10 protein-coding genes are annotated in these 14,736 nt (G+C 59.6%); 6 read left to right on the top strand and 4 right to left on the bottom strand.

Going from position 1 to position 14,736, the window contains the following annotated elements:
• The first annotated feature begins 137 nt into the window (after positions 1 to 137).
• From E6W33_RS12355 to E6W33_RS12340, 4 genes are all read left to right on the top strand, one after another.
• On the top strand, positions 138 to 767 hold the full coding sequence (locus E6W33_RS12355; RefSeq protein WP_136417619.1) for a class I SAM-dependent methyltransferase: 630 nt from the start codon (positions 138 to 140) through the stop codon (positions 765 to 767).
• Positions 768 to 1,233: 466 nt separating this feature from the next.
• A complete protein-coding gene (locus E6W33_RS12350; RefSeq protein ID WP_136417618.1) occupies positions 1,234 to 3,033 on the top strand; it encodes a type I secretion system permease/ATPase in 1,800 nt (599 codons plus the stop codon).
• A gap of 10 nt (positions 3,034 to 3,043) precedes the next feature.
• Positions 3,044 to 4,396, top strand: coding sequence for an HlyD family type I secretion periplasmic adaptor subunit (locus E6W33_RS12345; protein ID WP_136417617.1), 1,353 nt, complete (start codon positions 3,044 to 3,046; stop codon positions 4,394 to 4,396).
• Between the two features lie 2 nt (positions 4,397 to 4,398).
• Entirely contained in the window at positions 4,399 to 5,754 is a 1,356-nt protein-coding gene (locus E6W33_RS12340) for a TolC family outer membrane protein (RefSeq protein WP_247869628.1), read from the top strand.
• Positions 5,755 to 5,847: 93 nt separating this feature from the next.
• Here the strand turns inward: E6W33_RS12340 and E6W33_RS12335 are convergent, their stop codons facing one another.
• Entirely contained in the window at positions 5,848 to 7,821 is a 1,974-nt protein-coding gene (locus E6W33_RS12335; RefSeq protein ID WP_168798625.1) for a DUF4214 domain-containing protein, read from the bottom strand.
• Positions 7,822 to 8,112: 291 nt separating this feature from the next.
• Positions 8,113 to 8,967 (bottom strand): sulfurtransferase, encoded by an 855-nt coding sequence (locus E6W33_RS12330; RefSeq protein ID WP_136417615.1) that lies wholly within the window; start codon positions 8,965 to 8,967, stop codon positions 8,113 to 8,115.
• 145 nt (positions 8,968 to 9,112) lie between these two features.
• Between E6W33_RS12330 and dnaE the strand changes: the two genes are divergently transcribed.
• Positions 9,113 to 12,565 (top strand): DNA polymerase III subunit alpha, encoded by a 3,453-nt coding sequence (gene dnaE / locus E6W33_RS12325; protein ID WP_136417752.1) that lies wholly within the window; start codon positions 9,113 to 9,115, stop codon positions 12,563 to 12,565.
• A gap of 15 nt (positions 12,566 to 12,580) precedes the next feature.
• Here dnaE and E6W33_RS12320 read toward each other — a convergent pair whose 3' ends face one another.
• Together E6W33_RS12320 and E6W33_RS12315 are read right to left on the bottom strand one after the other, a co-directional pair.
• Positions 12,581 to 13,264 carry a GNAT family N-acetyltransferase gene (locus E6W33_RS12320; RefSeq protein WP_136417614.1) on the bottom strand — a complete coding sequence of 228 codons (684 nt, stop codon included), beginning with the start codon at positions 13,262 to 13,264 and terminating at the stop codon, positions 12,581 to 12,583.
• Positions 13,265 to 13,277: 13 nt separating this feature from the next.
• The gene (locus tag E6W33_RS12315; RefSeq protein ID WP_136417613.1) at positions 13,278 to 13,661 is read right to left on the bottom strand and encodes a DUF2917 domain-containing protein; all 384 of its coding nucleotides are present in this window, start codon (positions 13,659 to 13,661) and stop codon (positions 13,278 to 13,280) included.
• Between the two features lie 133 nt (positions 13,662 to 13,794).
• Here E6W33_RS12315 and E6W33_RS12310 point away from each other — a divergent pair, with 133 nt between their 5' ends.
• A complete protein-coding gene (locus E6W33_RS12310) occupies positions 13,795 to 14,706 on the top strand; it encodes a LysR family transcriptional regulator (protein ID WP_168798624.1) in 912 nt (303 codons plus the stop codon).
• Positions 14,707 to 14,736 lie beyond the last annotated feature (30 nt).

The raw sequence follows: 14,736 nt of genomic DNA, 5'->3' as shown, positions 1-14,736 counted from the left end.
CGGCGAGTTTCGCGTTCATGCTAAACTCGCCTGGTTGACGAGAAAACAATGACTTGGGAGCGCGATTTTCACGCCACCCTTGATCCGTCACCACCTGCAGCAATGAATCACCTCCGCCACTAATTGTTTTTCGAAATATGACCACTTCCCCTCAACGCGTTGTTTGGCAACAGCAGCATGTCGTCGATGTGCGCGATGCCGCGTTTGCCGCACGAACCTACCGCGAGCACGCCGATGTGCGTGCCTTGATCAGGAATGCCGTAGGCGCTTGGCGCTTTCAGTCTGCTTGCGAAGTCGGGGCGGGTTTCGGCCGCATGACCGTCGTCCTCACGGAATTCGCTGACCGGGTGACCGGTTTTGAGCGTGAGGCGCATTTTGTCGAGGAAGCTACGCGCCTGCTTCCGAATATCAACTTCGTCCAGGTCGGTTCACTCCAGGAGCTGCCGGCAGCGACGGCGAGCATGGACTTTGTCCTGACCTTTACCGTTCTCCAGCATCTGACCAATCCGGTGGCGGAGGCGACAGCGAAAGAGATTCTTCGCATCCTGAAGCCGGGTGGTTATCTGTTGATCTGCGAAGAAACCGATCCGTCGCATTGCGACGGTGCTACTGATGATCCGAATGGCATGTGCACGATCGGGCGGCCGGTGCCGCTTTATCAGCGCCTGTTCCCTACGCTCGAACTTCTCGCAACCCAACCACGCCGTATCGAGCCGACCTATCCACGGGATGATGTCGGCACCTACATGCTGTTCCGCAAGCCGTAATCGCTTCACTCCCCGAGCGTGCAGGACGATGCAGTCCTGCCGCCGCCGACATCTTCCCCCACCACTTTCCCATCGCCGGACCGGCTGGGCATTTCGCATCCAAGCGCAATGCTATTTTGCTGTTGTCATAGTCACGGGCTAAGCAGGCACTTACTATCCTGCAGGAAAATGTTTTTTGCCCGGACTTGAGCTCCACCAGGTTGTCTGGCCGCTAGCAGCCATTTCCGGACCTTCTTGCTTCCTCTCAGCACGCCCGCCACGTTGCGTACGAGCCACGCCTGAATGCCAAAAGAGGTTCCCGGAAAAAATATTCTAAGTTTCAACTTCCTCTGTGGTAAGCTTCCGAAAATGTGATATTCGTCACATTTAAAGTTGGCAAATGGTTGATAAGACGGCGTTTTTTAGCTTCTCGCTAGCCTTGTTCAATCGGCCAGGATCGGGTGTCTTGCAATCGACCGAAACCAAAATGAAACCAAAATTCCAGATTCCCCAGAATGAAATCACGCAGGCGCTCTTGAGTTTCAAGAGTGCTTTCCGCACCGTGGGCGTCTTCAGCCTGATCATCAACATGCTCATGCTGGTGCCGTCACTCTACATGTTGCAGGTCTATGACCGCGTGATACCCAGCCGTAATGAGATCACGCTGCTGATGCTGACGCTCATCATGTTGGGCGCCTACCTGTTCTTGAGTGCGCTGGACTATGTGCGTACCTTCGTGCTGGTGCGGGTTGGCGCACAGCTCGACATGCGGCTGAACAAGCGCGTCTACACGGCGGCGTTTGAGCAGAACCTGCGCAAGGGTGGCGGCAATCCTGGGCAGGCACTGCAAGACCTGACGAACATTCGCCAGTTCCTGACGGGGAATGCCTTGTTCGCTTTCTTCGATGCGCCGTGGTTTCCGATCTATCTGGCGGTGATCTTCCTGTTCGAACCCTCGCTTGGATTCTTTGCCTTGGGCGGTACCGCGATCCTGATTGCGCTGGCTTATATCAACGAGAAGGTGTCACGCAAGCCGCTGTCCGAAGCGAACACGCTGGCCGTCATGTCGAGCACATTGGCCAACAACAATCTGCGCAATGCGGAAGTGATCGAGTCGATGGGTATGCTGCAAAGCCTTATTCACCGCTGGTTCAAGTTGCACGGCCGTTTCCTGCAATTGCAGGCCGAAGCCAGCGATAAGGCCGGCATCGTCGGTGCGATCACCAAGTTCTTCCAGACTTCGCTGCAATCGCTGGTGCTCGGCTTTGGCGCGCTGCTGGCTGTCGAAGGCAAGATCACCCCGGGCATGATGATTGCCGCCTCTATTCTGATGGGACGCGCACTCAGCCCTGTGCAGATGCTGATCGGCGTCTGGAAGCAGTGGAGCAGCACTCGCAGCGCCTATGCACGTCTGACGCAACTGCTGGAAGCCAATCCGCCACGCGTTGTTGGCATGCCGCTGCCCGCGCCGCAGGGCGCAATTGCAGTGGAATCGGTGTCCGCCGCACCGCCGGGTGTTCAGGTGCCGGTGATCCGGGGCTTGAATCTCGCCCTGCAGGCAGGCGACTCGCTGGGCGTGATCGGCCCGAGCGGATCGGGCAAATCGACATTGGCGCGCCTGCTGGTCGGCATCTGGCCGGCCGCAATGGGAAAGGTGCGCCTGGATGGCGCCGATATCTACCAGTGGAACAAGGATGAACTGGGTCCGTATATCGGGTATCTGCCCCAGGATATCGAGCTGTTCGGCGGTACCGTTGCGGAAAATATCGCGCGCTTCGGCGAAGTGGATTCGGACAAGGTGGTGGATGCGGCCAAGCGCGCCGGCGTGCACGACATGATCCTGCACCTGCCGAAAGGCTATGACACACCGTTGGGCGATGGCGGCGCAGGACTATCCGGCGGGCAGAAGCAGCGCATCGGCCTGGCCCGCGCCATGTATGGCGACCCGTCCCTTCTGGTGCTGGACGAGCCCAATTCCAACCTTGACGAAGTCGGAGAGCAGGCACTGGTCGCCGCTATTGTCGACCTGCGCAATCGCGGAAAGACCGTCGTGCTAGTCACCCACAGGACCAGCGTCATCAGCGCGACCAACAAGCTGCTGTTGTTGCGCGACGGCGTTGCGCAACTGTTTGGTCCGACAAATGACGTGCTGGCGACACTGGCGCAAGCCCAGAAGCCGGGCCAGGTTCCGGCGCAGCAACAGGCACAACAGGCACAAGCCAAACCGCAACAACAAGCGCCGGCACGCGCGCCCCAGCAGGTTACCGCTGCTGCCGTTGCGGAATAGGAGCATACCCATGAAACTCTTGAAGACAAAAGAAGTCGCGACCGACGTCGAAGCGCAGGATGTATCCCCGGTCAAACTGGAAACCGATCCGTCGCGCTATGCGCGGCTCGGCTGGCTCATCGTGCTGCTGGGCGTGGGCGGGTTCTTGCTGTGGGCGTCCTTTGCACCACTCGACAAGGGCGCGCCTGCCTCCGGAACCGTGATCGTGTCCGGCAACCGCAAGATCATCCAGCATCAAACCGGCGGCATCATCGAGGACATCCTCGTCAAGGAAGGCGACGTGGTGAAAGCCGGTCAGCCGCTGGTGCGTATGAACGATGTGCAGGCGAAGTCGGCGGCGGAGATGACTCGCGTGCAGTACTTTACCGATCGGGCTGTTGAAGCGCGTCTGATCGCTGAACGCGATGGCAAGAAGACGATTGCCTTTCCCCCGGAGCTGGAATCGGCGAAGAATGATCCTCGCGTTGCCAGCAATATCGCATTGCAATCGCAATTGTTTTCATCGCGCCAGTCGTCGCTGCAGAGTGAATTGGCCGCGATTGATGAAAATATTGCCGGACTGAAGGCGCAATTGACGGGCCTGAAGGAGTCCCTCGAAAGTCAGAAGCAGCAACAGGTTTTCCTCAAGGAGCAACTGGAAGGCTTGCGCGATCTGGCCAAGGATGGATATGTCGCCCGCAATCGCTTGCTTGACCTGGAGCGGACCTATGCGCAGGTCAACGGAGGCATTGCCGAGAACATTGGCAATATCGGTCACGGACAACGTCAAATCGCGGAGCTGACTTTGCGTCGCGCGCAACGGCTGCAGGACTATCAAAAAGAAGTGCGTACGCAACTGACGGATACCCAGAAAGAGGCGGAGGCATTGGCAAGCCGGCTTACCGGGCTCGATTTTGATCTGCAAAACACGGTGGTCAGGGCGCCGGTGGACGGCACGATCGTGGGTTTGAACGTGTTCACGCGTGGCGGTGTGATTCCCGGCGGTTTCCGGTTGATGGATCTGGTGCCCAACGAGGATCCCTTGATCGTCGAAGGGCAGATACCGGTGCATTTGATCGACAAGGTACATAAGGATCTGGAAGTCGAGATGAGTTTCGCTGCTTTCAATCGCAACAAGACGCCACAGATTCCGGGTGTTGTGACGCAGGTGTCGGCGGACCGTCTCGTCGAGGAAAAGTCCGGCATGCCCTATTACAAGGTGCAGGTCGCAGTGACACCGGAAGGCAAGAAGTTGCTGTCCAACCTGCAGGTCCGTCCCGGTATGCCCGTGGAGTTGTTTATCAAGACCGGTGAGCGCACGATGATGAGCTATTTGTTCAAGCCCGTGCTTGATCGCGCCCACACGGCCCTGACCGAGGAGTAAGCGTGAGGTCCATTCCCAAAAAACGCTTGCTCGCTACGGCGTTGGCGACGGTATTGACAATGCAGGCTGGCCAGGCATGCGCACTCGGTCTGATCGAAGCATACGAGGCCGCCGTGCAGAACGACCCGACCTTCCAATCGGCGGTTCATGAAAATGAAGCTGGTCAGCAGTACAGGGTGCTCGGCCGTGCGAATCTGCTGCCCAGCGTGGGCATGAGCTATTCGAAGAACAAGAACCGAGCGGATACCACTGCGCCAAATATCATTGGGCAGTTAAGCACGACCCACCCGGCCTATACCAGCGAGTCGGGCGTAGTGTCCCTGCGCCAGCCCTTATTCAATCTTGAAGCGCTGGCGCGGTATCGCCAGGGTGAGGCGCAGACGAGCATCAGCGATGCGCAATTTGCTTTCAAGAAGAGCGATCTCATGATTCGGTTATTTGGCGCCTATGCCGACGCCAAGTTTGCCGAAGACCAGCTTGCGTTGATGATCGCGCAGCGCGATACCTTCGCAGAACAGAAGCGAGTCAACGAACGCATGTTCCAAAAGGGCGAGGGCACCAAGACCGACATGCTCGAGACGCAGGCGAAGTACGATGTGGCCGAGGCGCAGGTCCTCGAGGCGCAGGACAATCTGACGCATGCACGAAATTTCCTCGCTGCCATCATCGGCACCGAGGTAACCGGCCTGGATGCGCTGTCAGAAGATTTTCGCGTCATGCCGATGCAGCCGGCCAGCTTCGATGAATGGCGCGCCATTGCGCAGGAGCACAACCCTGAAATTGCGACCCAGCGTTTTGCGGTTGAAGCTGCGGAGCAGGAGGTTAATAAGGCGCGCGCGGGACATGCACCGCGTCTGGATTTCGTGGCCAGCTATAGCGACAGCAAGTCGGAAACACTGACGACGCGTAATCAGGATTCGACCGTGCGGAGCCTGGGTGTGCAATTGAATATTCCGCTGTACTCGGGTGGCTCCGTCGCCGCGCAAAGCAGCCAGGCGGTGGCGAACCGCGAGAAGGCGAAAGCCGACCTGGATGCCAAGACCAATCAAGTGCTGGTCGAGTTGCGCAAGGAATTCAACCAGACGCTGAGCAGTGCATCGAAGATTGATGCATTGGTCAAGTCAGTGAAGTCCGCGCAAGCGGTGGTGGAGGCAACGCAGCAGAGCGTCAAGGGTGGCGTGCGCATCAATCTGGACGTGCTGAACGCTCAGCAGCAGCTTTTTGCGACAAGGCGCGACCTCGCGCAGGCTCGCTATAACTATTTGATCAGTTACCTGCGCTTGCGCGTTGCGGCCGGAACACTGACTACCGAAGACCTGCACACGGTGGCGTCCTATTTCAAGCCAGGTGGCGCGTAGTAGCGCCGGGTTGCCGCTGTCGAGGTGATACACGCGGCGCGGGAACGTTCGGCGAACCAGCTGGAATTGCCTAAGCTGGTTCGCCGCTCGCCCTTACTGCTTCCAGCCAATAAAGCCTCCGATCATCGCTGCGCTTGTCGACGCACTCGTGAGAGTCAAGGCGCCACCGATTTCGGCCGGACCGACTCCGCTCGTTCCCGTGCTGACCAGCGGTCCGAAGAAGCGTCCGCTCAGGCCGCCGGTGAAGGCCGTGGTGGTAACTCCCGCCTTGAAGTAATTCGCTACATTGGTCCCGGTCGTTCCCATTGCGGCTGCGACGTAACTTGGGATGGCGACGTATGCATTGGCCGAGTCATAGGTGGCAGTTTTCGTGAATGAGATATTCACCCGGCGTGTCGCGAAGTCGACCGTGATGGTTGCCACGCCGCGGAATACGTCGGGGTCAAGCGTGTTGCTGCCGCCCTCCCATCCATATACCAGGCCGGAATAGGTCGCGCTGCCCGATGCCGGAATGATTGCTGGATCCGTTACCGCTCCGAATGCAACCACTCCGCGCCGGTTCTTGTTGTGCTCATCGCCGATCGCTCCCCAGTCTCCCATCTGGACCGTGTCCTGAGTGAGCCAGGTGGAGAGATTTGCATAGCGCAAACCCCAGTTGAATATTTCACGGTAGCCCTTGGCGCCTGGGAACGGGACTCCGGTCCCGGTCGCGCCGGGCAGCAGGGTCGCGGACCCGTCCGCGTTGGGGACGCCATTGCCGGCGTGGATGTCTCCGTCCTCATGGAGTCTGGTGGCATTGGTCATATCCGGATTGTTGCCACCCGATTTCCAGTCACCTGCGGTAAACCTGACGCCGGCGGTCTCTACGGTCGGGCACGGAACAGTACCTGGGCTGCAGCGTGAGGGGTCGGTACGCGGGAAGTAGGCATTGTTGGCATAGTTGGCTTGCGTCGCCGCAGTGCCGGTTGTCGCGTAGTTGTAGAAGGACAGATCCGTGCTCGGTGGAAGCGCAATGGATGCCAGCGCGCCGTTCGAGCCGAGCTGCACATGGCCTTGCGCGGTGCGGAACGTTTCAATGATTGGCGGGCGTTCGGTGTTGCCGTCCCAGGACAAACCAAGGTCTTTCAGCAGCAGCGCCGTGGTGGACACGGTACCGGAGACGTCTTTTGTCAGCCGCACCTCAGCCATGCCTGCCGTTGCTGCTGCAAGCCCGAAGGCGCCGGTCATGGTCAGATTTGGCACTGCCAAGTCACTGGTGGATCGCCCATGTGCCTGCACGCCGGAACCGGTGAGCGCAACGCCGTTTTCGGTTCTCAGGACGGTATCGCCGCTGCACTGGACGCTTGGTCCGTCAATGCATGACATGGTCAGTGTGGCTGCAGGGACCGCAGCGGGCAATTCGCCCGCTGTCGGTGCCGTCGCTGCCTGCGTCAGCAACGGCAAGGTTAACGATATGCCGGACTGGATTGCCGAGGCGTCGCTGGTATTGGTGATCGTGGCGAGCATGTCGCGTGCGATGGCTGCGGCGGTATTACCCTGATACGCAGTCTTTAACTCCGGCGTGGTCAGGGCAGAGGTGAAGCTGGATGCGGCCTGCACGCGTCGATTGACCAATGCCGCGTCAATCTGTCCTTGCGTGGTTTGGTTTGCCAGGGCGCCAGCCATCATCGAGAAGGCGGCGTGAGCCCTGGTCAACGTACCGTTGTCGATGGCGGTAACCCAGAAATTCAATCCCTCTGCATCGGGCGTCCTGCTCAGGATGTTCCTGTAGATGGACGTGACAAAGGACGTCGTATCGCCGGTGTAAAGTGCCTTTGATTCATCACTGTTGCCAAAGCTGTCTACCAGCGTCCGTATAGTCGGATTGCTGCTATATGTCGCGTCCAATTGCTGGATGTCGGTGGACACCTGGGTGGACACAAGTTGCGCAGCAAAATTTGCAAGTCCCTGCGGATCGGCCGGGCGCCCGAAGTAGGCGATGTACAGTTCCTGGACGATAGGCTGGTAATCGTCGGCGACGACCGCTTTGGGAACGGCGACAGTTTCCGCCTTGAAGGCTGAGCTCATTTCGTCGCCAGGCGCTCCGCCTCCACAACCGGCAAGCAACAATGCAATGAGGAAACCCCTCGTTATCGAACAGCGCATGACTACCTCCCCAGTAAGAAATCCTGATGACAAGGGAAATATAGGTCGGCTTGCAGTGCCGACCTTGCGATAAGTAAAGGGATGATGCTTGGGAACAGCTTGAATACGAGAATGTTTGCGCGCGCTCACTCTTTCAACAGTGGGAGCGCGTCCGCAAAGATGCAATGTAGCAAAAACATGTCAAGAGGAAGTTTTGCGATGCGGACTGTCCGCTTATGCCTGCGGCGTCGCCTTCCTGCAATGCGGACAAGACTTCCCCGGAACGTAATACGGCGATAATTGCTCGCGCGGCGTGACGACCGCGCGGCATGCGAAGCATTGCTTGGTGTCGGTTGCTTCCAGTTGCGGATTCAATGCCGTCCGGTAGTCGAAGACGAAGCAATCGCCGGTGTAATGCGCGCCGCCGACTTCTTCGAAATACTTCAGGATCCCGCCTTCCAGTTGATACACGCTGTCGAAGCCGACGTTCTGCATGTGGATTGCCGCCTTCTCGCAGCGGATGCCGCCGGTGCAGAAAGTGACGACGGTCTTGCCGCTGAGTTCGTCCTTGTCGCGGGCGACGACTTCGGGGAATTCGCTGAACTTCTCGATGCGGTAATCGATCGTGTTGGTGAAGGTGCCGACATCGACTTCGAATGCATTGCGCGTGTCCATCATCACGACCGGCTTGCCTGCATCGTCATGGCCCTGGTCGAGCCAGCGCTTGAGGGTCTTGGCATCGACTGCGGGCGCGCGGCCTTCTTCCGGCTTGATCAAGGGGTTCTTCATCGTGATGATTTCGCGCTTGAGCTTGACCAGCATCTTGGTGAAGGGCTGGCGGTCGGAATAACTTTCCTTGACCTCGATGTCGGCGAATCGTTCGTCTGCGCGCAGCCAGGCGAGGAAGCGGTCGATCGGTTCGCGCAGGCCGGCGAGGAACAGGTTGATGCCTTCCGGGCTGAGCAGAATGGTGCCTTTCAGGCCGAGCTCTTCACACAGCGCGCTGAACTGCGGACGCTTTTCGACGGTGTCGTTGAAGGTGATGAATTTGTAGGCGGCGATGTTGACGTAGGTGTTGCTTGATGGCATAGGGAGGCAGTAAGTCCTTGATTTGCCGCCATTATAGACGCCGCACCGTCAAATCGTCGGGCGCCGAAAAATCAAGCGATGCATGCGACGCGCAACAGCTTCCGGATTGCCAATCGGAAGCGCCCAAGCACGGTAAAATAGCGTGATGACCTCGCCGCAATTCATTCATCTCCGTCTCCATTCCGAATTCTCGATCGTCGATGGCCTCGTGCGCATCGACGATGTTGTCAAAGTGGCTGCAAAAGACAGTCAGCCCGCGCTCGCGATTACCGATCTGGCCAATCTGTTTGGCATGGTGAAGTTCTACAAGGCGGCGCGCGGCAAGGGCGTCAAGCCGATTGCCGGCTGCGACGTCTGGATCACCAACGACGACGACCGCGACAAGCCGTCGCGACTGCTGTTGCTGGTAAAAAATCGCACCGGCTATTTGCAGTTGTGCGAACTGCTGACCAAAGCGTGGTTGACGAACGTGCATCGCGGGCGCGCGGAGATCCGCACCGAGTGGCTGGAGAACGGCGCGGCGAGCGATTTGATTGCCTTGTCGGGCGCGCATAGCGGCGATGTCGGGATTGCCATCGACAACGGCAATCCGGATGCGGCAGCGCGTTGCGCGCAGCGCTGGGCGGCGATTTTTCCGAACCATTTTTATATTGAAATCCAGCGCTACGGCCAGCCCAACATGGACAACCATGTGCGGCAGGCGGTGGCACTCGCGGCGAAGCTCAAGCTGCCTGTCGTCGCGACGCATCCGACGCAGTTCCTGAAGCCGGAAGAATTCATTGCGCATGAGGCGCGCACCTGCATCGCGGAAGGCGAGATCCTTGCCAATCCGCGCCGCGTGAAGCGCTTCAACGAGCAGCAGTGCTTCAAGACGCAGGCCGAGATGGCCGAGTTGTTCGCCGACATACCGGCGGCATTGCAGAACTCGATCGAGATCGCCAAGCGCTGCAACCTGCAACTGGAACTGGGCAAGCCGAAGCTGCCGCTGTTCCCGACGCCGGACGGCATGTCGCTCGACGATTTCCTCGTGAAGCAGGCGAAGGAAGGCCTGGAAGTCCGCTTGCAGCAACTGTATCCCGACGAGGAAAAGCGCGAGAAGAACCGGCAGCGTTATGAAGACCGCCTGAAGTTCGAGACGGATACCATCATCAAGATGGGCTTCCCGGGTTACTTCCTGATCGTGGCGGACTTTATCCAGTGGGGCAAGAACAACGGCGTGCCGGTCGGGCCGGGCCGCGGCTCGGGCGCCGGTTCGCTGGTGGCGTATGCACTGAAGATCACGGATCTGGATCCCTTGCAGTACAACCTGCTGTTCGAGCGCTTCCTCAATCCCGAGCGCGTATCGATGCCTGACTTCGACATCGACTTCTGCCAGGAAAACCGCGACCGCGTGATCCAGTACGTGAAGGACCGCTACGGCCGCGATGCGGTGTCGCAGATTGCGACCTTCGGCACCATGGCGGCCAAGGGCGCAGTGCGCGACGTCGGCCGCGTGCTCGACATGGGCTACAACTTCTGCGACGGCATCTCGAAGCTGATTCCTTTCAAGCCGGGCAAGCTGGTGACGCTGGCCGACGCGATCGAGGAAGAGCCGCTGCTCAAGGAGCGCATGGAGAAGGAAGAGGAGGTCAAGCAGTTGCTCGACCTCGCGCAGCAGGTGGAAGGTATCACGCGCAACATCGGCATGCATGCCGGCGGCGTGCTGATCGCGCCGGGCAAGCTGACCGATTTCTGCCCGCTCTATACGCAGGGTGGCGACACCGGCGTGGTATCGCAGTACGACAAGGACGATGTGGAAGCGGTCGGCCTGGTGAAGTTCGACTTTCTGGGCCTGACCACGCTGACGATTCTCGACCGCGCGGTGCGCTACATCAAGCAGCTCGATCCGGCGATGAAGGACTTTGCGCTGGAGAAGCTGCCGCTGAATGACAGGGCATCCTACGAACTGCTGACCAAGGCCAAGACGGTCGCCGTGTTCCAGCTGGAAAGCCGCGGCATGCAAGGCATGCTGAAGGATGCGCGTCCCGACCGCTTCGAGGACATCATCGCGCTGGTGGCGCTGTACCGTCCGGGACCGATGGACCTGATTCCGGATTTCTGCCGACGCAAGCATGGCGAGAAATTCGATTATCCCGATCCGCGTACCGAGGGCATCCTGTCCGAAACCTACGGCATCATGGTGTATCAGGAGCAGGTGATGCAGATGGCGCAGGTGATCGGCGGTTACTCGCTCGGCGGCGCCGACTTGCTGCGTCGCGCGATGGGTAAAAAGAAGGCGGAAGAGATGGCGGAACATCGCCAGATCTTCCGGGAAGGTGCGGCCAAGAACGGACTGTCGCAGGAAAAAGCCGACGAGATCTTCGACTTGATGGAGAAGTTCGCGGGCTACGGCTTCAACAAGTCGCATGCGGCCGCCTATGCCTTGCTGTCGTATCACACGGCCTACCTGAAGGCACATCATCCCGCCGCGTTCATGGCAGCCAACATGTCGCTCGCGATGGACGACACCGACAAGATCAAGATCCTGGTCGAGGACGCGATCGATATCTGCAAGCTGCAACTGCTGCCGCCGGATATCAACCAGTCCGACTACCGCTTCATGCCGGTCGGCGAGCCGGGCAAGAAGGCGATGCAGATCCGTTATGGCCTCGGCGCGGTCAAGGGCTCGGGGCAGCATGCGATCGAAGCCATCGTCGCCGCGCGCGAAGCGGGTGGGCCGTTCAAGGACTTGTTCGACTTCGTCAAGCGCGTGGACAAGAAGCAGATGAACCGGCGCACCATCGAAGCCTTGATCCGCGGCGGCGCAATGGATTGCTTCGGCGTCGATCGTGGTGTGCTGATCGCGTCGGTGAACTTTGCGATGGAATGTGCGGAGCAGGCGGAAGCCTCGATCAATCAGGTGAGCCTGTTCGGCGATGAAAACAGCGACATGGAGGCGCCGCCGGAATATGTGAAGGTGCCGCCCTGGACCGAGAAGCAGCGGCTGACCGAAGAGAAAGCGGCGCTCGGCTTTTATCTGTCCGGCCACCTGTTCAATGCCTATGCGCACGAGGTGCGCAAGTTCGTCAAGACCAAGCTGGTCAACCTCGAACCCTCGCGCGACGCGCGCGTGCTGGCAGGGATCATCAGCGGCGTGCGCGTGCAGATGACGCAGCGCGGCAAGATGGTGGTGGTGACGCTGGATGACGGTACCGCGACGGTTGACGTCACCGTGTACAACGAACTGTATGAGCCGAACCGGCATTTGTTCAAGGAAGACGAATTCCTTGCGGTGCAGGGCAAGGTGTCCGAGGACCGTTTCTCGGGCGGCCTGCGCGTGACCGCCGACAAGGTGATGGACATCGCGATGGCGCGCGTGCAGTTCGGCCGGCAGTTCTCGTTTGCGCTGGCGTCGCAGATCGATGCGTCGCAGATCAAGTCCATCCTGTCGCCCTATCGCTCGGAGACGGGCCTGCCGCTGCTGATGCGTTACATTCGCGATGGCGTGGGCAGTTGCGAGATCCGCCTGCCGGATGACTGGCGGATTGCGCCCGCCGATGCGCTCAAGCAGATGCTGGCGGACAAGCTCGGAGTCAAGGGCGCGGACGTCGAATACTGATCGACGTCCACAGTCTCAGGCGCATGCCGCCGATGGCATGCGCGATCCCTGGTTGCCCGCCTTTGCCAGTGCAGTGAGTGGAGAGCATTTCCATCCCGGCACATCGAGCGCCTTCGTTGCTCTCACCAGAGTCGGGCCATCCTCATGCTGCATCAGCCTGAATCCCATGCGTGACATCAGGCGCAGCATTGCTCTGTTCTCTGCCAGGATGTCGCCTTCGACGCGTTCAAAACCGGCTTCGCGTGCGAGGCAGACGAGCGTTTGAATCAAACGGGTGCCAAGACCTTCGCGCTGCCATGCATCGCCGACCACAACGGCGAAATCGCAACGTTTCGGATAGGGATCCGCAGCGTATTGCGCCATCGCGATCATCACTTCACGGCCTTGCCTTTGAATGAAGGCCAGCAGCGTCATTGCAGCGGCCGGCGCGTTATGCGTGAAGCGGTCGAGCATTTTCGGCGGCAGCTCATGCGCGGGATAGAAGAAGCGATGGTAGCGGCTCTCCTGCGACAGTCCGCGCACGAATGCCTGCATCAGTTCACCATCGTCCTCGCGCGCCGCGCGCAGCGTGACTGCTGTGCCATCGTGCAAGCGCCAGGTATCGTGCACCTCGGACTGCAGCATCGCAGGCGACGAGGCGGCGGGGGCGAACGACAGGACCTGCCTCCAAGTCAGCGTAACAGGTAAAAGGCTGCGCATGATCGCCTCCGTTTCATGCCAGTAATGCGCAGGCCGTGGCCGGCGAGAGGCTGCTCGTCAGCGGGCTGCGGGATACCGCTTGCCGGCTTGTGTCGCGCTGTATGCAAATCTGCGCATCCTTGAACGGCGACAGGAGTGCGGGGCCCTTGCGGTCGAGCACGTAGCTCTCGCCGGCTTGCAGCACGATGTCGCGAATATCGCCGTCCTGCGTGAGCCAGACAGCACCGGCCAGCACCCGGACGGTCCAGCCGGTCGCCTTGTGCAGGCGCAGATGTTGTTTGGCTTGCAGACGGACCAATTCCCCGGCGGGGTTGAGTTTCAGCAGTGATTCGGGCGCAGCGTCATCACGATCATGATGCTTGTCGGCCGCGAAGGTCTTGTGGACTGTGGCATGCATGGCGATCTCCTTGTTTCGATCGGTTAGAGGCGTTTGGCCCCATGAAGCACAGTATGATTTGTTCTCATGGATTTACAATTATGCAAATTGGAATAATATTGTTTCCATGGGTGGACAATCAAAGGGAACTACTATGGAACGACTGGCGGAAATGATGACCTTTGCCAAGGTAGTGGAAGCCAAGAGCTTTTCTGCGGCGGCGCTGGAACTCGCGACCTCGAAGTCGCTGGTCAGCAAACAGGTCAGCAGCCTGGAACAGGCGCTGGGCGTGCGTCTGTTGAACCGCACCACGCGCCGCCTGAGCCTGACGGAAATCGGCGCCGCCTATTACGAGCATTGCGCGCGCATCGCGCAGGAGATCGATGCCGCGACGGAAACCGTAACGCACCTGCAGGCGGAACCGCGCGGCGTGCTGCGCGTGACATCGCCGGTGATCTTCGCATCACTGCATCTTGCGCCGGCACTCGGCGCTTTCCTGCAGCAGCATGACCAGGTCGAAGTGGAGTTGAATGCGAGCGACCGCGTGGTCGATCTGGTGGAAGAGGGCTACGACCTGGCGATACGCATTACGGATCGTCCGGCGCCGAACATGGTTGCGCGCCAGATCGCGCCGGTGCGCTGGGTGACCTGCGCTGCTCCCGCCTATCTGGAACGCCACGGCACGCCGGAGACGCCGCAGGACTTGCGTGAGCATCATTGCCTGGTCTATCAGGACATACCTGCCTTGCGCAGCGGCTGGCGCTATGTCGTCGGCAACAAGGAAGTCCATCTCCACCTGCAGGGGAAATGCCGGGTCAACAGTTCCGAGGTGATGATCCAGCTGGCACTCGATGGCATGGGCATCCTGATGCTTCCGACCTATATCGTCGGCCAGTACCTGAAGAGCGGGCGCTTGCAGGAGATCCTGCCCGACAGCATTGCCAATCCCGGCATGTCGCTCTACATGACCTATATGCCGAACAAATACATGCAGCCGAAGGTGCGCGCGTTCATCGATCACCTGATGGCGCATTTCGGACCGGTGCCGCCTTGGGACAGGTATTGAGCGAGGAAGGGCGCAGTCTCCCGAAGCTTG

This window comes from Herbaspirillum sp. ST 5-3, from assembly GCF_004804275.1.
Classification (GTDB): Bacteria; Pseudomonadota; Gammaproteobacteria; order Burkholderiales; family Burkholderiaceae_D; genus Noviherbaspirillum.
Note: the sequence above shows the minus strand (reverse complement) of the source record. Positions and strands in the feature narration are given on the sequence as shown.